This window comes from Klebsiella sp. K5-45 (genome assembly GCF_030128605.1).
GTDB classification, from domain to species: Bacteria; Pseudomonadota; Gammaproteobacteria; order Enterobacterales; family Enterobacteriaceae; genus Klebsiella; species Klebsiella quasipneumoniae.
In genome coordinates, this window is record NZ_JAKUZW010000007.1 from 222,268 (window position 1) to 241,845 (window position 19,578).

A 19,578-nucleotide genomic window follows, 5' to 3' on the forward strand; every position below is an offset into this window, starting at 1 on the left:
CCGAATACAGAAGTTGATGGCGTAAAGAATGAATACACAAGATTTGGCAAAACTGCGTTCCATAGTGCCCGAGATGCGTCGCGTCCGGCACATTCACTTTGTCGGCATCGGCGGTGCCGGTATGGGCGGTATTGCCGAAGTGTTGGCTAACGAAGGTTATCAGATCAGCGGCTCCGACCTGGCGCCGAATCCGGTGACCCAGCAGCTGTCGCAGCTTGGCGCCACTATTTATTTCAACCATCGCCCGGAAAACGTGCGCGATGCCAGCGTGGTCGTAGTTTCCAGCGCGATTTCCGCCGATAACCCGGAAATCGTCGCCGCGCACGAGGCGCGTATCCCGGTGATCCGTCGTGCGGAAATGCTGGCGGAGCTGATGCGCTTCCGTCACGGGATCGCCATTGCCGGGACCCATGGCAAAACCACCACCACCGCGATGGTATCCAGTATTTACGCCGAAGCCGGGCTGGACCCGACTTTCGTCAACGGCGGGTTGGTGAAAGCGGCGGGCGTCCATGCGCGCCTCGGCCATAGCCGTTACCTGATTGCGGAAGCGGATGAGAGCGATGCATCGTTCCTGCACCTGCAGCCGATGGTGGCCATTGTTACCAACATCGAAGCCGACCACATGGACACCTACCATGGCGATTTCGAGAATCTGAAGCAGACCTTTATTAACTTCCTGCACAACCTGCCGTTCTATGGACGCGCGGTGATGTGTGTGGATGACCCGGTGATCCGGGAACTGCTGCCGCGCGTCGGCCGGCAGATCACCACCTACGGTTTTAGCGACGACGCCGACGTCCGCGTAGAAGACTACCGTCAGGTTGGAGCGCAGGGGCATTTCCGCCTGGTGCGTCAGGATAAAGAACTGCTGCAGGTGACGCTCAATGCCCCGGGACGCCATAACGCGCTGAACGCGGCGGCGGCGGTCGCCGTGGCGACGGAAGAGGGGATTGACGATCAGGCGATCCTGCGCGCGCTGGAAAGCTTCCAGGGTACCGGCCGTCGTTTCGACTTCCTTGGCGAATATCCGCTGACGGAAGTCAACGGCAAAGCGGGCAGCGCGATGCTGATCGATGACTATGGCCACCACCCGACGGAAGTCGACGCCACTATCAAAGCGGCGCGTGCCGGCTGGCCGGATAAAAATCTGGTGATGGTATTCCAGCCGCACCGTTATACCCGTACTCGCGATCTGTACGATGATTTCGCCAACGTGCTGACCCAGGTCGATGCGCTGCTGATGCTCGATGTCTACCCGGCAGGCGAAGCGCCGATCCCGGGTGCCGACAGCCGCTCGCTGTGCCGTACAATCCGTGGTCGCGGTAAAGTTGACCCGATTCTGGTGTCCGACCCGACGCAGGCCGCGGCGATGCTGGCGTCGGTGCTGACCGGCAACGATTTAGTGCTGGTGCAGGGGGCCGGAAACATTGGAAAAATCGCCCGTCACCTGGCTGAAATCAAACTGATCCCGCAAAAAACGGAGGAGGAGCGCCATGGCTGATAAAATCGCGGTGCTTTTCGGTGGAACCTCCGCTGAACGTGAAGTGTCGCTGAATTCAGGCGCCGCGGTGCTGGCCGGGCTGCGTAAAGCCGGGGTGGATGCCCATCCGGTTGACCCGCGCGATGTCGATATTACCCAGTTGAAAAAGCTGGGCTTTAAGAAAGCGTTTATTGCCCTCCACGGTCGCGGCGGGGAAGATGGCACGCTGCAGGGGGTGCTGGATCTGATCCAGCTGCCTTATACCGGCAGCGGCGTGATGGCTTCGGCGATTTCAATGGATAAACTGCGCAGCAAATGGCTGTGGCAGGGGGCCGGATTACCGGTCGCGCCGTGGGTGGCGCTGACCCGCGCCCAGTTTAGCGCCGGATTGTCTGCTGATGTCGAACAGCAGATTGCGGCGCTGGGTCTGCCGCTCATCATCAAGCCCAGCCGCGAAGGCTCCAGCGTTGGGATGTCGAAAGTCAGCGAAAGCTGTGATTTAGCAAGTGCACTGGCGTTGGCTTTTCAGCATGATGATGAAGTTTTAGTCGAAAAATGGCTCAGTGGGCCGGAATTTACCGTCGCCATCGTCGGTGAAGAAATTTTACCGTCAATACGTATCCAGACGGCTGGAACCTTCTATGATTATGAGGCGAAGTATCTCTCTGATGAGACGCAATATTTCTGCCCAGGATTGGAGGATCCAGCGCGTGAGTCAGCCATTCAAAGCCTGGTGCTTAAAGCCTGGAATGTTCTGGGTTGCAAAGGCTGGGGCCGTATTGACGTCATGCTGGACAGCGATGGCCAGTTTTATCTGCTGGAAGCGAATACTTCTCCGGGCATGACCAGCCATAGCCTTGTACCGATGGCGGCGCGTCAGGCAGGAATGAGCTTCTCCCAGCTTGTTGTACGAATTCTGGACCTGGCGGGGTGATATGTCGCAGGCTGCGCTGAATACGCGGAACCATGAAGAGGACGTTTCTTCTTCGCGTCGGAGTAATGGAACGCGGCTGGCAGGGATCGTTTTCCTGCTGGCGGTGCTGTTTACCGTGCTGGTCAGCGGGTGGATGGTTCTTGGCTGGATGGAGGACGCGCAGCGTTTACCGCTGTCGAAGATGGTGGTGACCGGCGAGCGTCACTATACGCGCAATGATGACATCCGCCAGGCGATCCTGGCGCTGGGTTCGCCGGGCACCTTTATGACTCAGGACGTGAACATCATTCAGAGTCAGATTGAACGTCTGCCGTGGATTAAGCAGGCGAGCGTCCGAAAGCAGTGGCCCGATGAATTGAAGATTCATCTGGTTGAATATGTGCCGATTGCGCGCTGGAATGATCAACATATGGTGGATGCAGAGGGAAATGCCTTCAGCGTGCCGGCGGATCGCACCAGCAAACAGAATTTACCGATGTTATACGGCCCGGAAGGCAGCGAGAACGAAGTGCTGCAAGGGTATCGTGACATGGGGCAGGTGCTGGCAAAGGATAAATTCACGTTGAAAGTGGCGGCGATGACCGCCCGTCGCTCCTGGCAGTTGACGCTTAATAATGACATTAAGCTCAACCTTGGTCGTGGCGACACCATGAAACGGCTTCAGCGCTTTATGGAACTCTACCCGGTTCTTCAGCAGCAGGCGCAGACCGACGGCAAACGGATTAGCTACGTTGATTTGCGTTATGACTCGGGTGCGGCAGTGGGCTGGGTACCTGCTCCCGCAGAGGAAACTAATCAACAACAGAATCAGGCACAGGCAGAACAACAATGATCAAGGCGACGGACAGAAAACTGGTAGTTGGACTGGAGATTGGCACCGCCAAGGTGGCCGCTTTAGTAGGGGAAGTTCTGCCCGACGGCATGATTAATATCATCGGCGTGGGCAGTTGCCCATCGCGTGGTATGGATAAAGGCGGTGTGAACGACCTCGAGTCGGTGGTGAAATGCGTACAGCGCGCCATCGACCAGGCCGAACTGATGGCGGATTGCCAGATTTCATCAGTTTATTTGGCTCTTTCGGGTAAACATATAAGCTGTCAGAATGAAATCGGGATGGTACCGATTTCGGAAGAAGAAGTGACGCTGGACGACGTCGAAAACGTGGTCCATACCGCGAAGTCGGTTCGCGTCCGCGATGAGCATCGCGTCCTGCACGTGATTCCGCAGGAATACGCCATTGACTACCAGGAAGGGATTAAAAACCCGGTTGGGCTGTCCGGCGTGCGCATGCAGGCGAAGGTGCATCTGATTACCTGCCATAACGATATGGCGAAAAACATTGTTAAAGCGGTGGAACGTTGTGGTCTGAAAGTTGACCAACTTATTTTCGCCGGTTTAGCGGCCAGTTATTCCGTATTAACAGAAGACGAACGTGAGCTGGGCGTCTGCGTGGTGGATATTGGTGGTGGTACAATGGATATCGCCGTCTATACCGGCGGCGCGCTGCGTCACACCAAAGTGATCCCGTACGCGGGCAACGTGGTGACCAGCGATATCGCCTATGCCTTCGGGACGCCGCCGAGCGACGCCGAAGCCATCAAGGTTCGTCACGGTTGCGCATTGGGTTCCATCGTCGGTAAAGACGAAAACGTCGAAGTACCGAGCGTAGGCGGACGGCCGCCGCGTAGCCTGCAACGTCAGACGCTGGCTGAGGTGATTGAACCGCGCTATACCGAACTGCTTAATCTGGTCAATGAAGAGATCCTGCAGCTGCAGGAACAGCTCCGCCAGCAGGGGGTGAAACACCATCTGGCGGCGGGGATTGTGTTAACCGGCGGCGCGGCGCAAATTGAAGGTCTGGCGGCCTGTGCGCAGCGCGTGTTCCATACCCAGGTGCGCATTGGCGCGCCGCTGAACATCACCGGTTTAACGGACTATGCCCAGGAGCCGTATTATTCGACGGCGGTGGGGCTGCTGCACTACGGAAAAGAGTCACATCTGAGTGGTGAAGCGGAAGTCGAAAAACGCGTGACGGCGTCGGTGGGCTCGTGGATTAAGCGACTCAACAGCTGGCTGCGAAAAGAGTTTTAATTTTTTAAGAGAACGCAGACAATTAGCGTTCTCAGGCGACAGGCACAAGACGGAGAGAAACTATGTTTGAACCTATGGAACTGACCAACGACGCGGTGATTAAAGTCATCGGCGTCGGTGGCGGCGGCGGTAATGCCGTTGAACACATGGTGCGCGAGCGCATTGAGGGTGTTGAATTCTTCGCGGTGAACACCGATGCGCAGGCGCTGCGTAAAACGGCTGTTGGCCAGACTATCCAGATCGGTAGCGGTATTACCAAAGGTCTGGGCGCTGGCGCGAACCCGGAAGTCGGCCGTAATGCGGCGGACGAAGACCGTGAAGCGCTGCGTGCGGCCCTTGATGGCGCAGACATGGTGTTCATCGCGGCAGGCATGGGCGGCGGTACCGGTACCGGCGCGGCGCCTGTTGTTGCCGAAGTGGCTAAGGATCTGGGGATCCTCACCGTTGCGGTGGTCACTAAGCCGTTTAATTTTGAAGGTAAGAAGCGCATGGCGTTTGCTGAGCAGGGGATCACCGAGCTGTCCAAGCACGTTGACTCACTGATCACCATCCCAAACGACAAGCTGCTGAAAGTACTTGGCCGCGGTATTTCTCTGCTTGACGCGTTCGGCGCGGCAAACGACGTCCTCAAAGGCGCGGTGCAGGGTATCGCTGAACTGATCACCCGTCCGGGTCTGATGAACGTTGACTTCGCGGACGTCCGTACCGTGATGTCTGAAATGGGCTACGCGATGATGGGCTCCGGCGTGGCGAGCGGTGAAGACCGTGCGGAAGAAGCGGCTGAAATGGCCATCTCTTCTCCGCTGCTGGAAGATATCGACCTGTCCGGTGCGCGCGGCGTGCTGGTTAACATCACCGCGGGCTTCGACCTGCGTCTGGATGAGTTCGAAACCGTGGGTAACACTATCCGCGCATTTGCCTCGGATAACGCCACCGTGGTTATCGGTACCTCTCTGGACCCGGATATGAACGACGAACTGCGCGTCACCGTAGTGGCGACCGGTATCGGCATGGACAAGCGTCCGGAAATTACCCTGGTGACCAACAAACAGGTTCAGCAGCCGGTGATGGATCGCTACCAGCAGCACGGTATGTCCCCGCTGACGCAAGAGCAGAAGCCGGCGGCAAAAGTGGTGAACGACAATACGCCGCAAACCGCGAAAGAGCCGGATTATCTGGATATCCCAGCCTTCCTGCGTAAGCAAGCCGATTAAGAATCGACTGGAAGTTGGGCATCTGCGCTCTTTGTGCTAAACTGGCCTCCCGATAGTGGTGTACACTTCGGTTGGATAGGTAAATTGGCGAGATTATACGATGATCAAACAAAGGACTCTTAAACGTATCGTTCAGGCGACTGGTGTCGGTTTGCATACCGGCAAGAAAGTCACACTGACGTTACGCCCTGCGCCGGCAAATACCGGGGTCATCTATCGTCGCACCGACTTGAATCCACCGGTAGATTTTCCGGCTGATGCCAAATCTGTGCGTGATACCATGCTCTGTACTTGCCTGGTTAATGAGCATGACGTGCGGATTTCTACGGTTGAACACCTGAACGCCGCATTGGCTGGCCTGGGTATCGACAACATTATTGTTGAAGTCGATGCACCGGAAATCCCGATTATGGACGGCAGTGCGGCTCCGTTCGTTTATCTGTTGCTGGACGCCGGCATCGATGAACTGAACTGCGCCAAGAAATTTGTACGTATCAAAGAGACGGTTCGCGTCGAAGATGGCGACAAATGGGCTGAATTCAAACCGTACAATGGTTTTTCGCTGGACTTCACCATCGATTTTAACCATCCGGCGATTGATGCCAGCACCCAGCGCTATACGCTGAACTTCTCGGCCGATGCGTTCATGCGTCAGATTAGCCGTGCGCGTACCTTCGGTTTCATGCGCGATATCGAATATCTGCAGTCCCGTGGCCTGTGCCTGGGCGGCAGCTTCGATTGTGCCATCGTTGTTGACGATTATCGCGTACTGAACGAAGACGGTCTGCGCTTTGAAGACGAATTTGTTCGCCACAAAATGCTGGATGCGATCGGTGACCTGTTTATGTGTGGTCACAACATTATCGGCGCATTCACGGCGTACAAATCGGGTCACGCGTTGAACAACAAACTGCTGCAGGCTGTTCTGGCAAAACAGGAAGCCTGGGAGTATGTGACCTTCGAAGACGACGCAAAATTGCCAATGGCGTTCCGCGCACCGTCGATGGTTCTGGCGTAAGCCTGACCATTCAGTAAATTCGACTGGTAACCTGGTACTCTCTCCGACCAGGGAACCAGTCGTTTTTCTTTTATAGCCTCTTCCCGTTATTTTTCGCTGCGATCGCTGGGTAATAATTAGCGCGCGTTCGCTGCTTTATTAAGCGTTTTCCCCGGGCAACGGCCTTCATTCATGCTGCCTCAGCGCGCTATTAATGTTAGTATTTGAGCGCAAAATTATTTCTCCGGGTTGCTTTACCCCGTGGACATCAGGTTGTCCTGCGAAAAACGTCAATAAAGAGACAGCCTGAACGACGACGGGTATACCAAAGAAAGGTAATGAACGTGAGTGGATTGCTGACGCGCTGGCGACAGTTTGGCAGACGGTATTTTTGGCCGCATCTCCTGTTGGGGATGGTCGCGGCAAGCCTCGGCCTGCCTGCGCTAAGCAACGGCCATGCGACCGCGACGCCAGCAAAGGCGACCGCCAGCAACCACAACCCGAGTAAAGTTAATTTCTCCCAGCTGGCGCTGCTGGAGACGAATCGCCGGCCCAACTTTACCGTCGACTACTGGCATCAGCATGCCATTCGCACCGTTATTCGTCATCTCTCTTTCGCCATGGCGCCGCAGGCGTTGCCGGTGGCGGAAGAAGCGTCTCCGCTGCAGGCGCAGCATCTGGCGCTGCTCGACACGCTCAGCGCGCTGCTGACGCAGGACAGTACGCCGCCGGTAGTGATCCGCCAGGCGGCGTATATCCCTTCCTCATATTCTGCCTTCCGCGTCAGCGCCTGGATAAGCCAGGTAGCGGGGATCCGCGCAGGCCCTCAACGTCTCAGCTGAAAATAACCACGGACCATCCTATTTTTTGTGACTCCGCACCGCGGGGCGTTTGAGATTTTATTATGCTTATTAAAATGTTAACTAAGGTTTTCGGCAGCCGTAACGACCGTACGCTGCGTCGTATGCGCAAAGTCGTCAATATCATCAACGGTATGGAACCGGCGATGGAAAAACTCTCTGATGACGAGCTGAAAGCGAAAACCGCTGAATTCCGCGCGCGCCTGGAAAAAGGCGAAGTGCTGGAAAACCTGATCCCTGAAGCGTTCGCCGTCGTTCGCGAAGCCAGTAAGCGTGTGTTCGGCATGCGCCACTTCGACGTCCAGCTGCTGGGCGGTATGGTGCTTAACGATCGCTGCATCGCCGAGATGCGTACCGGTGAAGGTAAAACCCTGACCGCGACCCTGCCGGCCTACCTCAATGCGCTGACCGGCAAAGGCGTTCACGTGGTGACCGTCAACGACTATCTGGCGCAGCGTGACGCCGAAAATAACCGCCCGCTGTTTGAATTCCTGGGCATGACGGTTGGCATCAACATGTCCGGCCTGCCGGCGCCGGCGAAGCGTGAAGCCTACGCTGCCGATATCACCTATGGCACCAACAACGAATACGGCTTCGACTACCTGCGCGACAACATGGCCTTCAGCCCGGAAGAGCGCGTTCAGCGTAAACTGCACTATGCGCTGGTGGATGAGGTGGACTCCATCCTGATCGATGAGGCGCGTACGCCGCTGATCATTTCCGGCCCAGCGGAAGACAGCTCTGAAATGTACCGTAAGGTCAACAAGATCATTCCGCACCTGATCCGTCAGGAAAAAGAAGATTCGGACACCTTCACCGGCGAAGGCCACTTCTCAGTGGATGAAAAAGCGCGTCAGGTTAACCTGACCGAACGTGGTCTGGTGCTGATTGAAGAGCTGCTGGTACAGGAAGGCATTATGGATGAAGGTGAGTCCCTGTACTCCCCGACCAATATTATGCTGATGCACCACGTCACCGCCGCGCTGCGCGCCCATGCGCTGTTCACCCGCGACGTTGACTACATTGTTAAAGATGGCGAAGTTATCATCGTCGATGAGCACACTGGTCGTACAATGCAGGGCCGGCGCTGGTCCGATGGTCTGCACCAGGCCGTTGAGGCCAAAGAGGGCGTGGAGATCCAGAACGAGAACCAGACTCTGGCCTCTATCACCTTCCAGAACTATTTCCGTCTGTATGAGAAACTGGCGGGGATGACCGGTACCGCCGATACTGAAGCCTTTGAATTCAGCTCTATCTATAAGCTGGATACCGTGGTCGTGCCGACCAACCGTCCGATGATCCGTAAAGACATGGCGGATCTGGTCTATATGACCGAAGCGGAAAAAATTCAGGCGATTATCGAAGATATCAAAACCCGTACCGCAGCCGGTCAGCCGGTGTTGGTGGGGACAATCTCGATCGAAAAATCGGAAGTGGTTTCCCGTGAGCTGACCAAAGCCGGCATTAAGCACAACGTTCTGAACGCCAAGTTCCATGCCAGCGAAGCGGATATCGTCGCTCAGGCAGGCTATCCTTCCGCGGTGACCATCGCTACCAACATGGCGGGCCGTGGTACCGATATTATGCTCGGCGGTAGCTGGCAGGCGGAAGTCGCGGCGCTGGAAAATCCAACGCCTGAGCAGATTGAAAAAATCAAAGCCGACTGGCAGGTGCGCCACGATGCGGTACTGGCCGCAGGCGGCCTGCACATTATCGGTACCGAGCGTCATGAATCACGCCGTATCGATAACCAGCTGCGCGGCCGTGCCGGTCGTCAGGGGGATGCCGGTTCTTCCCGCTTCTACCTGTCGATGGAAGACGCCCTGATGCGTATCTTCGCCTCCGATCGCGTTTCCGGCATGATGCGTAAACTGGGGATGAAACCCGGCGAAGCCATTGAGCACCCGTGGGTCACCAAGGCTATCGCCAACGCGCAGCGTAAAGTTGAGAGCCGTAACTTCGATATTCGTAAACAGTTGCTGGAATATGATGATGTGGCCAACGACCAGCGCCGGGCGATTTACACCCAGCGTAACGAACTGCTGGACGTGTCTGACGTCAGCGAAACCATCAACAGCATCCGCGAAGACGTGTTTAAGGCGACTATCGATGCCCATATTCCGCCGCAGTCGCTGGAGGAGATGTGGGATATCGAAGGCCTGCAGGAGCGTCTGAAAAACGACTTCGACCTCGACCTGCCAATCAAAGAGTGGCTGGATAAAGAGCCGGAGCTGCATGAAGAGACCCTGCGCGAACGTATTCTGCAGAGCGCGGTAGAGACCTACCAGCGTAAAGAGGAAGTGGTCGGCGCTGAAATGATGCGCCACTTCGAGAAAGGCGTGATGCTCCAGACTCTGGATTCACTGTGGAAAGAACATCTGGCGGCGATGGACTACCTGCGCCAGGGTATCCACCTGCGCGGCTATGCGCAGAAAGATCCGAAGCAGGAGTACAAGCGCGAATCGTTCTCTATGTTTGCCGCGATGCTGGAGTCACTGAAGTATGAAGTGATCAGCACCCTGAGCAAAGTGCAGGTGCGGATGCCGGAAGAAGTCGAGGCGATGGAGCAGCAACGTCGTGAAGAGGCCGAGCGCCTGGCGCAGATGCAGCAGCTCAGCCATCAGAGCGATGATGAAGCCGCTGCACAGGATCTGGCGGCACAAACCGGCGAACGTAAAGTGGGGCGTAACGATCCTTGCCCGTGCGGTTCCGGTAAAAAATACAAACAGTGCCATGGCCGTCTGAGCTAAGGGCTGATAAAAAAACAAAGGCGCAGAGTTCTGCGCCTTTTTTATGAGGCTGATTCAATGAAAAAACTGCAAATCGCCGTAGGGATAATTCGCAATCCAGAAGGCGACATCTTTATTACCCAGCGCGCCGCGGATGCCCATATGGCGAATAAGCTGGAGTTCCCGGGCGGGAAGATTGAATCTGATGAAACGCCGGAGCAGGCGTTGATCCGCGAGCTGCAGGAAGAGGTGGGAATTACGGCCACTACCTTTTCACTATTTGATAAGCTGGAGTATCAGTTCCCCGATCGCCACATTACGCTGTGGTTTTTCCTCGTGGAAAGTTGGGAAGGCGAGCCCTGGGGTAAAGAGGGGCAGCCGGGACAGTGGATGACGCGGCAGGCGCTGGATCCGGAAGCGTTTCCCCCGGCGAATGAACCGGTTATCCGCAAACTTATCGCCCAGGGCTGAACCCCAGGTTGGGAGGCTAACCCAACTGGCGTTGGGTTAGCGTGCCGTCAAATCAGGGCTGCTGTTCGCTCCAGTCATCGCTGTCGGAGAGATCGCCCGCGCTGGGGATGCGCTTCTCCTCTGCTGCCCATTCTCCCAAATCGATCAGCTGGCAGCGTTTGCTACAAAACGGACGATAGGGGCTTTGTTCGCCCCATACCACGTTTTTGCCGCAGGTCGGACAATTGACGATAGTCTCTTCTGACATGTTATCTCCTTAACAGCAGGCCAGTTCAAAATCAAAGCGCTCCGGCACGATCCCATACTCACTGTCCAGCGGCAGGAAGCGGATGGCGAAACGGCTCTTATGGCCAGAGATCTGCGGATAAAGCTGGTGGGCCAGATCGAGACGCAGGCGCAGCAGATCGGCATCTTCGCCATTATCCTGATAAAAGCCATTGAGGCTGGTCTGTTTGCGAAACTGTCCGGAGTTACGAATCAGATCGAGGATCAGGCTCAGGGACTGGACCAATGGATCGAGGCTGGCAAGCCAGCTGGCCACCTGCTCGTCACGATGCGCCTGCGGCATATGGAGCCAGATATGCAGGGTCGGTAAATCGAAGCTGCAGCAGCCGCCAGGGATACTCAGGCGCTGGCGCACTAGCGCAATCAGGCGATCTTCACGCAGAAACTGACCAATGCGCGGCGCGGCCATCAGGGTGCTGGAAGACTGCTTGAGCTGCTGGCGCAGCGCGTTAATGCGCTCCTGATCGACTCCCGGCACTTCTGCCCAGGACTGGAGCTTACGCTGCTGGCGCTCCAGCTCTTTGACCAGATCGGTACGCACCTCGCCGCGCTCCAGGACATCCAGCAGATCGCCGGCGTTACGGAAAAAATGGAGCGCATCGGCATGGCTGGCAATCATCGGATGGAAAGCCATTTGCTGGATCAGAAATTCGATGCGCAACCAGGTGCGCATTTTCTCATTAAGAGGATGTTCAAACAGAACGGGGGTATGCATTACGAGTTTTCCTGTGAGGCGGCCTGCAATGCCAGCGTTAAGTACTTTTCGTGCAGGCGGGCAACATCCGATGCCACTGCATCCGGCGTGCCAGTGTTTTCAATAACATCGTCCGCGATGGCCAGGCGCTGCTCGCGCGTGGCCTGGGCGGCAAGAATATGTTCAGCATGTTCGCGGCTGACCTTATCGCGCAGCATGGTGCGTTCGATTTGCGTCTCTTTTGGCACATCGACGACCAGTACGCGATCGGCCTGGCTGGACAGGCGGTTTTCGACCAGCAAAGGTACGACCCAGAGGAGATAAGGGGAGGTGGCGGCCTGCATCTGGCGGCGCGTTTCCTGCTGGATCAGCGGATGCAACAGCGCGTTGAGCCAGGCTTTTTCCTCCACCTGAGCAAAAATTTTTTCCCGCAGCAGACGGCGGTTTAGCGTGCCGTCGGGGGCAATCATCTGTGGCCCGAAGTGGTCAGCAATGGCCTGGAGCGCCGGGGTGCCAGGTTCGACCACCTGGCGGGCGATAACATCGGCATCGATAACCTTAATCCCGAGCTGCGCGAAGGCGTCGGCGACCGTACTTTTACCGCTGCCAATCCCGCCTGTTAACGCGACTGTGTACCCCATATCTTCTGACCCTGAAACGGATTGCTCGTATTTTTGGTATTCAGACAGCGAGGACGGGCAGTATGCCGGAGAGGCGACAGCGATCTTGTCGTGATGGCACCGTGCCAGCCGGGAGCGCCGTCCGCTATTCTGTTTCTTTTAATCAAGCAAATCAAATGGTTAAAAATAATGCGCTGGCGGGTGGAGATATAAGCGCTTTTTTCTCCATTCACCAGGTAAATTTATACGATTGTAGCGTAAAAAAAGTGAAAATCGCAGTCTTGCGCGGGCCTGATTCGTGCGTATGATAACGTCACTGGAGTTGTGCTCTCACATTAATGCCATTAACCCCAGGAATTCGCACATGCGTATTGAAGAAGATCTGAAGCTTGGTTTCAAAGACGTTCTTATCCGCCCGAAACGCTCTACCCTCAAAAGCCGTTCTGATGTTGAGCTGGAACGTGAATTCACCTTTAAACATTCAGGCCTGACCTGGTCCGGTGTGCCGATTATTGCGGCTAACATGGACACCGTGGGCACCTTCAGCATGGCGAAAGCGCTGGCCACTTTTGGCATTCTGACGGCAGTACACAAGCACTACACCGCGGAAGAATGGCAGGCGTTTGTCCAGAGCGTATCCGCAGACGTTCTCAAGCATGTGATGGTTTCCACCGGTACTTCCGATGCGGATTTTGATAAAACGCAACAGATCCTCTCTCAGAACCCACAATTGAACTTTGTGTGCATTGACGTCGCCAATGGCTACTCTGAACACTTCGTCCAGTTTGTGGCGAAGGCGCGCGAAGCCTGGCCGCAAAAAACCATTATTGCCGGGAACGTGGTCACCGGTGAAATGTGTGAAGAGCTAATCCTCTCCGGCGCCGATATTGTCAAAGTTGGCATTGGCCCGGGCTCCGTCTGCACCACCCGCGTCAAAACCGGTGTCGGCTACCCGCAGCTCTCCGCCGTGATCGAGTGTGCTGATGCCGCACATGGCCTTGGCGGCCAGATCATCAGCGACGGCGGTTGCACCATGCCGGGCGATGTGGCGAAAGCCTTCGGCGGCGGCGCTGATTTCGTGATGCTCGGCGGTATGCTGGCGGGCCACGAAGAGAGCGGCGGGACTGTGGTTGAAGAGAACGGTGAAAAATTCATGCTGTTTTACGGTATGAGCTCCGAATCGGCGATGACCCGCCATGTGGGCGGTGTCGCGAAATACCGCGCGGCGGAAGGGAAAACCGTTAAGCTGCCGCTGCGTGGCCCGGTGGACAATACCGCGCGCGACATTCTCGGCGGCCTGCGCTCTGCCTGCACTTACGTTGGCGCCTCGCGACTGAAAGAGCTGACCAAACGCACCACCTTTATCCGCGTTCAGGAACAAGAGAACCGGGTATTCAATAGCCTGTAACTGGCTGCGCTGGCGCCTGCGCGGTGCCAGCGTTGCTTATCCTCCCGCCCCGCCAATGGCATCGCCCAGATGAAAAACGGGCAAATACATCGCCACCACCAGGAGCCCGACCAGCGAGCCGGTTATCACCAGCATCAGGGGTTCCAGATGCGCAGCCAGACTGTCGGCTCGCTGATGGGTCTGCTCACGATGATGATGCGCCAGGTTTTCCAGCATCTGATCCAGTGCCCCCGCGCTTTCCCCCGTGCGGATGAGCTGCAGACACAGCGGTGTAAAACCGCCGCAGCGGCTTAACGCCTGCCAGATCGGATCCCCCTGAACGATCAGCGCGCGGGCCTGCGCCAGGCGCTGGCGCCACAGCGGGCACGACAGGGTCTCTTCAACGCTTTGCAGCCCCTGTAGAAAGCTGATACCGGCACTTTGGGTTAACGCCAGAACGGTGAATATCAGGCTCAGCTGTTGGCCGCCGATCAGGGGGCCGATGAGAGGGAGCGCGTTAAGCAGTTGCTGGCGACGCAGCAGCCAGTCGGCGCGCTGCCGGACCAGCTGGTTGAGCAGCAGCGGGCTCAGCAGAAAGGCCAGCAGTAACGGCCAGCCGCGGTTCAGCATGTCCCCTGCCGCAATAACCATTCGCGTTAATAACGGCAGCGGCGTATTGAACGTCTGGTAGATGGCAGTGAATTCAGGAAGGACAAAATAGAGCATCCCCAGCACCACCAGCAGCGCCAGTGTGAGCACGATCAGCGGGTAGCGCAGCGCCTTCTTGACCTTGCCGGCGAGCCGCTGCTGCTCCTGCTGCTGGTTGGCCAGCTGCTGGCAGCAAATATCGAGCTTGCCCGTCAGTTCGCCAGTGCTAATCATCGCCAGATACAGTGGCGGAAAAGCCTGCGGCCACTGCGCCAGTGCGGCAGAGAAAGTCACGCCCTGGGCCAGTTCGCGGCCCAGCGCCTCAAGCAGCGCCTGCCACTGCCCATGCGGTTGCTGCTGCGCCAGAAGCGATAACCCTTCCGCCAACGGTAGCCCGGCCTGCAGCAGGGTTGCCAACTGGCGGATTGTTTCGCTGCTGTAGCGCGGGTGCCACAGGCTTTGCTTCACCGTACAGCGGCGTATAGCCAGCGGCAGGATGCGCTGCTGCTGGAGGTGATGCAGCACCTCCGGACGACTGGCTTGCCATAGCATCCCCTGACAAGGAGCGCCTTGCGCATCGACGCCTCGCCAGCGCCAGAGACGCTTAGTCGCCATGGGGGATCCCCAGCACCCGCACCACCTCTTCGAGGCTGGTCAAGCCCTGTTCGATAGCCTGACATCCGCTTTCGAAGAGCGTCATCATGCCCGCGGCTCGCGCCAGAGATTCGATCTCAATGGCGTTGAGCCCCTGGACTATCCCCTGACGTAGCCCCGGAGTGACAGGCAAGACCTCGAACAGCGCCAGCCTGCCGTGATACCCGTGATAACAGTGTTCGCAGCCCGCGGCCTGCCAGCGCGGCAGCGAGCGGGGCCACAGACTGTGCGGCAGGTCGGCGGCACTGCCGGCATTGCGCCGGCAGTGGGGGCACAGCTTGCGAACCAGACGCTGGGCGATAACCAGCGAGAGCGCAGAGGAGATCATCCAGCGGGCGATGCCCATTTGCTGCAGGCGGGTAAGGGTTTCGCTGGTGGAATTGGTGTGCAGAGTAGAGAGCACCAGATGACCCGTTTGGGCGGCTTTCAGCGCGATTTCAGCGGTTTCGGCATCGCGGATTTCACCCACCATCACAATATCCGGGTCCTGACGTAACAGGGCGCGCAGTACGCTGTGAAAGGTCAGCCCGGCGCGCGGGTTGATTTGCGTCTGGTTCATCCCGGCGATGGGGATCTCCAGAGGATCCTCGACGCTACAGATGTTCACTTGCTCCCGGTTTCGCGCCTGCAGGGCGCTGTAGAGGGTTACCGTTTTCCCGCTTCCGGTTGGGCCAGTGACCAGCAGCAGCCCCTGCGGCTGATTCAGCGCCTGGCGGAAGGCCGCCAGCTGAGAGGATGAGAGGCCGAGCGCCTCCAGATCCAGCGCCTGGTCAACCTGATGCAGAAGGCGCAGGACAATTTTCTCGCCATAGCGGCAGGGCAGAGTGGCGATGCGAAAGGAGAGCTGCCGTCCGGCGAGGTTCAGCGCGAACTGACCATCCTGCGGCAAACGATGCTCGGCGATATCGAGACTGGCCATCACTTTGAGTCGTGCGATAACCGGCGCGGCCAGCTCGGGCGCCAGCAGCGGCAGGGCGTGTAGCACGCCATCGACACGCAGGCGGATCCGTAAGTGCGTTTCCGTGGGTTCGATATGAATATCGGAGGCCCGCTGACGCAGGGCCTGCTCGAGGATCTGATTGACCCGTTCGGCGATGTTTTCCGGGCCTGCATTTTGCGCCAGCAGCGCCTGCTTTTCCTGGACTTGCAGGCGCTTATCCATCTGCTCCTGGCTCCAGCATTCAATATCGATCCGTTTTTGCGTCGCGAAACGTAGCGCCTCCATTAGCTCCGTCGGCGGGGTATCGACCACCGCAATGGATATCGTCTGCTCATCGCTGTGCAGCAGCAGGGCGTGATGGCGACGACAGAGAGGGATCAGCTGTTCTGTTTTCATGTTGTCGCCCTCACTTCACGCGGAAGACGTCTTCGCAGGCCTGCTGAAGCGCGCTGTTGTCGGTGATAGTGCAGACCCGCTGCCAGCCGGTGACGCCCTCGGCGTTATCCCAGGTCGGGGTTAGGGTGACGCCCAGTCCGTTGAGACTTTCCTGGCCGGTGAGGGTAACGACCCCTTTTGCCACGCTCATGGCGGAGAGGTAGCGCGTGGTGGTTGGCGAGGGGATGCCATTGCTGCCGCCGTCGCATGTCGTCAGGCCGCCATGATCGAGCGCGCAAAGTTCAATTGCCGTCCGGTAGGGGACAAAGGTCTGCAGCAGATCGGTGAGGGCGGCTTTACGCAGGTAGTTCTGGTAGGCCGGGATGCCGATGGCGCTGAGAATGGCGATGATGCCGATGACCACCATCAGTTCAATCAGGGTAAAACCTCGTTGTTTATCCATAAGTCGCTCCTTGTTGTGACAGAAGCACTGTGACGGGATTCAGGGGGACAGGCGAGGAGACGAAAACGATCCGGGAAACCGGGTTCCAGGGTTTTTAGCGGGATTGCATGGTGAGCAAGAGCGGCTGCGAGTCGGGTCGCAAATTCAGGCCTTCACGCCGGAAACGTGAAGGCCCAATCTTCAGCGAAAACGCATCGACAGGTCGAGCGCCTGCACATGTTTGGTCAGGGCCCCGACGGAGATATAGTCGACCCCGGTGTCGGCAAATTCGCGGATGGTGTCAAAGGTGACGTTGCCGGAGACCTCGAGCGCCGCCTGGCCAGCGGTGATTTTCACCGCCTCGCGCATCAGGTCGGTGGTGAAGTTATCGAGCATAATGATATCGGCCCCGGCTTTTAACGCCTGCTCCAGCTCATCCAGCGTTTCCACTTCCACTTCCACCGGCACATCAGGATGCAGCCAGAACGCCTTTTCCACCGCCTGACGGATCGAGCCGGAGGCGATGATGTGGTTTTCTTTAATCAGGAAAGCGTCGAACAGCCCCAGGCGGTGGTTGGCGCCGCCGCCGCAGAGAACCGCGTATTTCAAAGCGGTTCGCAGCCCTGGCAGCGTTTTGCGCGTATCCAGGAGTTGGGTTTTGGTGCCCGCCAGCAGGTCGACATAGCGGCGGACAACGCTGGCGACGCCGGAGAGGGTTTGCACAAAGTTCAGCGCCGTACGTTCGCCAGTGAGCAGAATGCGCGATGGGCCTTCCAGCTCGAACAGGGGTTGATCGGCTTTGACCGCATCGCCATCGGCGACGTGCCAGGTGATATTCACGTCGTCACCGGCGAGCTGAATGAAGACCTCTTCCACCCAGCGTTTACCACAGAAGACGCCATCTTCGCGGGTAATGACCACCGCATGGGAGCGTGCATCCTGCGGCAATAATTGTGCGCTAATATCGTTGCTGGCGTCGACTTCGCCGCCCAAATCTTCCCGCAGGGAGTGTGCGACAGCATCGGTAATATCGAGATTAATACGTTCCAGCAGCACGTCACGGCGGCGGTCGGGGTTGTAACGACGAGGCGACATGATAAAGCTCCAGATAGATAAGATTCAGAAGTGGGAAACATGCTAACCTGAACGACGTTTCAGTACCATACACACTTCATCCTTTGGGCCGGCGTGTGGCCCGGAAGCATGAGTTCGCGAAAGGAGATCCCGCATGCAGTTGAACGAGGGATGGCTGGTCGGCGCGCGGCGGGTTCCCTCGCCGCACCATGACTGCCGTCCGGATGAAGAGGCCCCTTCCTTATTGGTGGTGCATAATATCAGCCTGCCGCCAGGTGAATTTGGTGGTCCATGGATTGACGCGCTGTTCACCGGCACCCTGGATCCTCACGCGCATCCTTTCTTTGCCGAGATCGCTCATCTGCGCGTTTCGGCGCATTGTCTGATTCGCCGTGATGGTGAAATCGTGCAGTATGTGCCTTTCGATAAGCGTGCATGGCATGCGGGTGTCTCCAGCTATCAGGGGCGTGAACGCTGCAATGACTTTTCCATCGGTATTGAGCTGGAAGGCACGGATACCCTGGCGTATACCGATGCGCAGTACCAGCAGCTGGCGGCGGTGACGGATCTGCTTATCACGATTTATCCTGCCATCGCCGCAAACATCACGGGCCATAGCGATATCGCGCCCGTTCGCAAGACGGACCCGGGACCGGCCTTTGACTGGAAAAAATTTCGTGCGCTGCTCAGCGCGCCGTCCGAAAAGGAGACCTCATGACGCTGTTTACTACGCTGCTGGTGCTTATCGCTGAACGCCTGTTTAAACTGGGCGAACACTGGCAGCTTGATCATCGGCTGGAGGTGGCGTTCCGCCGGATAAAACATTTCTCGTTGCCGGGAACGCTGCTGATGACCCTGGTCGCCGTCGCGGTGGTCTACATTATTCAGCGCTTGCTGCAGGGGCAGCTGTTCAACGTACCGCTGCTGGTGTTCTGGATTTTGCTAGGCCTGCTGTGCATCGGCGCCGGTAAGGTTCGGCTGCACTATCATGCCTATCTGAAAGCGGCGTCGCGCAATGACAGCCGCGCCTGCGATGCGATGGCTAGCGAGCTGACGTTGATACACGGCGTCCCCCCGGGCTGTGATGAGCGCGAGTACCTTAGCGAACTGCAAAATGCGCTGCTATGGATTAACTATCGTTACTACCTGGCGCCACTCTTCTGGTTTGTGGTCGGTGGGGCGTGGGGGCCGCTGACGCTTATCGCCTATAGCGTCCTGCGTGCCTGGCAGACGTGGCTGGCGCGTTACCAGACGCCGCATCATCGTTTGCAGTCCGGAATCGATGGTATCCTGCATATTGTGGACTGGCTGCCGGTGCGTCTGGTGGGGGTTGTCTATGCTCTGGTGGGGCATGGAGAGAAAGCGCTCCCGGCGTGGTTTGCATCGTTAGGCGACCGCCATTCGTCGCAGTATCAGGTATTGACCCGCCTGGCGCAGTATTCCCTGGCTCGTGAACCGCACGTGGATAAAGTGGCGACCCCGAAGGCCGCGGTGTCGATGGCCAAGAAAACCTCGCTGGTGGTGGTGGTGATCATGGCGCTGCTGACGATTTACGGCACCCTGGTGTAACGGCCTGCGCTCGTACTCTACCTGCCACGATACCCTCACATCTGGGGCGTTAATTGCCGGATGGCGTTGCGCTTATCCGGCCTGGAGACCCACACTGCGCAGGCCCGGCAA

General features: G+C 57.6%; 19 protein-coding genes. 12 read left to right on the top strand and 7 right to left on the bottom strand.

Features of this window, described 5'->3' with window-relative positions:
* Nucleotides 1-28 precede the first annotated feature (28 nt).
* The 9 genes from murC to mutT all read left to right on the top strand — a co-directional run bounded on the left by murC (nucleotide 29) and on the right by mutT (nucleotide 10,779).
* Nucleotides 29-1,504 carry a UDP-N-acetylmuramate--L-alanine ligase gene (gene murC, locus MKS11_RS16680; protein ID WP_017901185.1) on the top strand — a complete coding sequence of 492 codons (1,476 nt, stop codon included), beginning with the start codon at nucleotides 29-31 and terminating at the stop codon, nucleotides 1,502-1,504.
* Entirely contained in the window at nucleotides 1,497-2,417 is a 921-nt protein-coding gene (locus MKS11_RS16685; protein WP_087771091.1) for a D-alanine--D-alanine ligase, read from the top strand. Before murC ends, MKS11_RS16685 begins: the two co-directional genes overlap by 8 nt.
* Nucleotide 2,418: 1 nt before the next feature.
* Entirely contained in the window at nucleotides 2,419-3,249 is an 831-nt protein-coding gene (gene ftsQ / locus MKS11_RS16690) for a cell division protein FtsQ (RefSeq protein ID WP_004204342.1), read from the top strand.
* The gene (gene ftsA, locus MKS11_RS16695; RefSeq protein WP_004204343.1) at nucleotides 3,246-4,508 is read left to right on the top strand and encodes a cell division protein FtsA; all 1,263 of its coding nucleotides are present in this window, start codon (nucleotides 3,246-3,248) and stop codon (nucleotides 4,506-4,508) included. Before ftsQ ends, ftsA begins: the two co-directional genes overlap by 4 nt.
* Before the next feature lie 62 nt (nucleotides 4,509-4,570).
* Nucleotides 4,571-5,722: a cell division protein FtsZ gene (gene ftsZ, locus MKS11_RS16700; RefSeq protein WP_002888628.1), complete on the top strand. Its 1,152-nt coding sequence runs from the start codon at nucleotides 4,571-4,573 to the stop codon at nucleotides 5,720-5,722.
* A 100-nt stretch (nucleotides 5,723-5,822) separates the two neighbouring features.
* Complete coding sequence (gene lpxC / locus MKS11_RS16705; RefSeq protein ID WP_002888632.1) at nucleotides 5,823-6,740, top strand: UDP-3-O-acyl-N-acetylglucosamine deacetylase; 918 nt, start codon at nucleotides 5,823-5,825, stop codon at nucleotides 6,738-6,740.
* A gap of 323 nt (nucleotides 6,741-7,063) precedes the next feature.
* The gene (gene secM, locus MKS11_RS16710; RefSeq protein WP_196611919.1) at nucleotides 7,064-7,561 is read left to right on the top strand and encodes a secA translation cis-regulator SecM; all 498 of its coding nucleotides are present in this window, start codon (nucleotides 7,064-7,066) and stop codon (nucleotides 7,559-7,561) included.
* 62 nt (nucleotides 7,562-7,623) lie between these two features.
* On the top strand, nucleotides 7,624-10,329 hold the full coding sequence (gene secA, locus MKS11_RS16715) for a preprotein translocase subunit SecA (protein WP_004204346.1): 2,706 nt from the start codon (nucleotides 7,624-7,626) through the stop codon (nucleotides 10,327-10,329).
* Between the two features lie 57 nt (nucleotides 10,330-10,386).
* A complete protein-coding gene (gene mutT, locus MKS11_RS16720; protein WP_017901183.1) occupies nucleotides 10,387-10,779 on the top strand; it encodes an 8-oxo-dGTP diphosphatase MutT in 393 nt (130 codons plus the stop codon).
* 52 nt (nucleotides 10,780-10,831) lie between these two features.
* Here mutT and yacG read toward each other — a convergent pair whose 3' ends face one another.
* The 3 genes from yacG to coaE are packed head-to-tail and all read right to left on the bottom strand — an operon-like array spanning nucleotide 10,832 to nucleotide 12,399.
* A complete protein-coding gene (yacG, locus tag MKS11_RS16725) occupies nucleotides 10,832-11,026 on the bottom strand; it encodes a DNA gyrase inhibitor YacG (RefSeq protein WP_004204348.1) in 195 nt (64 codons plus the stop codon).
* Nucleotides 11,027-11,035: 9 nt separating this feature from the next.
* Nucleotides 11,036-11,779, bottom strand: a complete 744-nt coding sequence (zapD, locus tag MKS11_RS16730; protein WP_017901182.1) for a cell division protein ZapD — start codon at nucleotides 11,777-11,779, stop codon at nucleotides 11,036-11,038.
* Nucleotides 11,779-12,399, bottom strand: a complete 621-nt coding sequence (coaE, locus tag MKS11_RS16735; protein ID WP_023319728.1) for a dephospho-CoA kinase — start codon at nucleotides 12,397-12,399, stop codon at nucleotides 11,779-11,781. Before coaE ends, zapD begins: the two co-directional genes overlap by 1 nt.
* A 343-nt stretch (nucleotides 12,400-12,742) precedes the next feature.
* Here coaE and MKS11_RS16740 point away from each other — a divergent pair, with 343 nt between their 5' ends.
* A complete protein-coding gene (locus MKS11_RS16740) occupies nucleotides 12,743-13,786 on the top strand; it encodes a GMP reductase (protein WP_004204353.1) in 1,044 nt (347 codons plus the stop codon).
* Between the two features lie 36 nt (nucleotides 13,787-13,822).
* Here MKS11_RS16740 and hofC read toward each other — a convergent pair whose 3' ends face one another.
* The 4 genes from hofC to nadC all read right to left on the bottom strand — a co-directional run bounded on the left by hofC (nucleotide 13,823) and on the right by nadC (nucleotide 17,919).
* A complete protein-coding gene (hofC, locus tag MKS11_RS16745; RefSeq protein ID WP_043522211.1) occupies nucleotides 13,823-15,028 on the bottom strand; it encodes a protein transport protein HofC in 1,206 nt (401 codons plus the stop codon).
* Complete coding sequence (gspE, locus tag MKS11_RS16750) at nucleotides 15,018-16,403, bottom strand: type II secretion system protein GspE (RefSeq protein ID WP_017901178.1); 1,386 nt, start codon at nucleotides 16,401-16,403, stop codon at nucleotides 15,018-15,020. Before gspE ends, hofC begins: the two co-directional genes overlap by 11 nt.
* Before the next feature lie 10 nt (nucleotides 16,404-16,413).
* Nucleotides 16,414-16,845: a prepilin peptidase-dependent pilin gene (ppdD, locus tag MKS11_RS16755; RefSeq protein ID WP_004204358.1), complete on the bottom strand. Its 432-nt coding sequence runs from the start codon at nucleotides 16,843-16,845 to the stop codon at nucleotides 16,414-16,416.
* A 180-nt stretch (nucleotides 16,846-17,025) separates the two neighbouring features.
* Nucleotides 17,026-17,919, bottom strand: a complete 894-nt coding sequence (nadC, locus tag MKS11_RS16760; RefSeq protein ID WP_017901176.1) for a carboxylating nicotinate-nucleotide diphosphorylase — start codon at nucleotides 17,917-17,919, stop codon at nucleotides 17,026-17,028.
* Between the two features lie 133 nt (nucleotides 17,920-18,052).
* On the opposite strand from nadC, the gene ampD reads away from it, so the two are divergent.
* Nucleotides 18,053-18,616, top strand: coding sequence for a 1,6-anhydro-N-acetylmuramyl-L-alanine amidase AmpD (gene ampD / locus MKS11_RS16765; protein ID WP_017901175.1), 564 nt, complete (start codon nucleotides 18,053-18,055; stop codon nucleotides 18,614-18,616).
* Nucleotides 18,613-19,467: a beta-lactamase regulator AmpE gene (gene ampE, locus MKS11_RS16770; protein ID WP_004204361.1), complete on the top strand. Its 855-nt coding sequence runs from the start codon at nucleotides 18,613-18,615 to the stop codon at nucleotides 19,465-19,467. Before ampD ends, ampE begins: the two co-directional genes overlap by 4 nt.
* The last annotated feature ends 111 nt before the right edge of the window (nucleotides 19,468-19,578 follow it).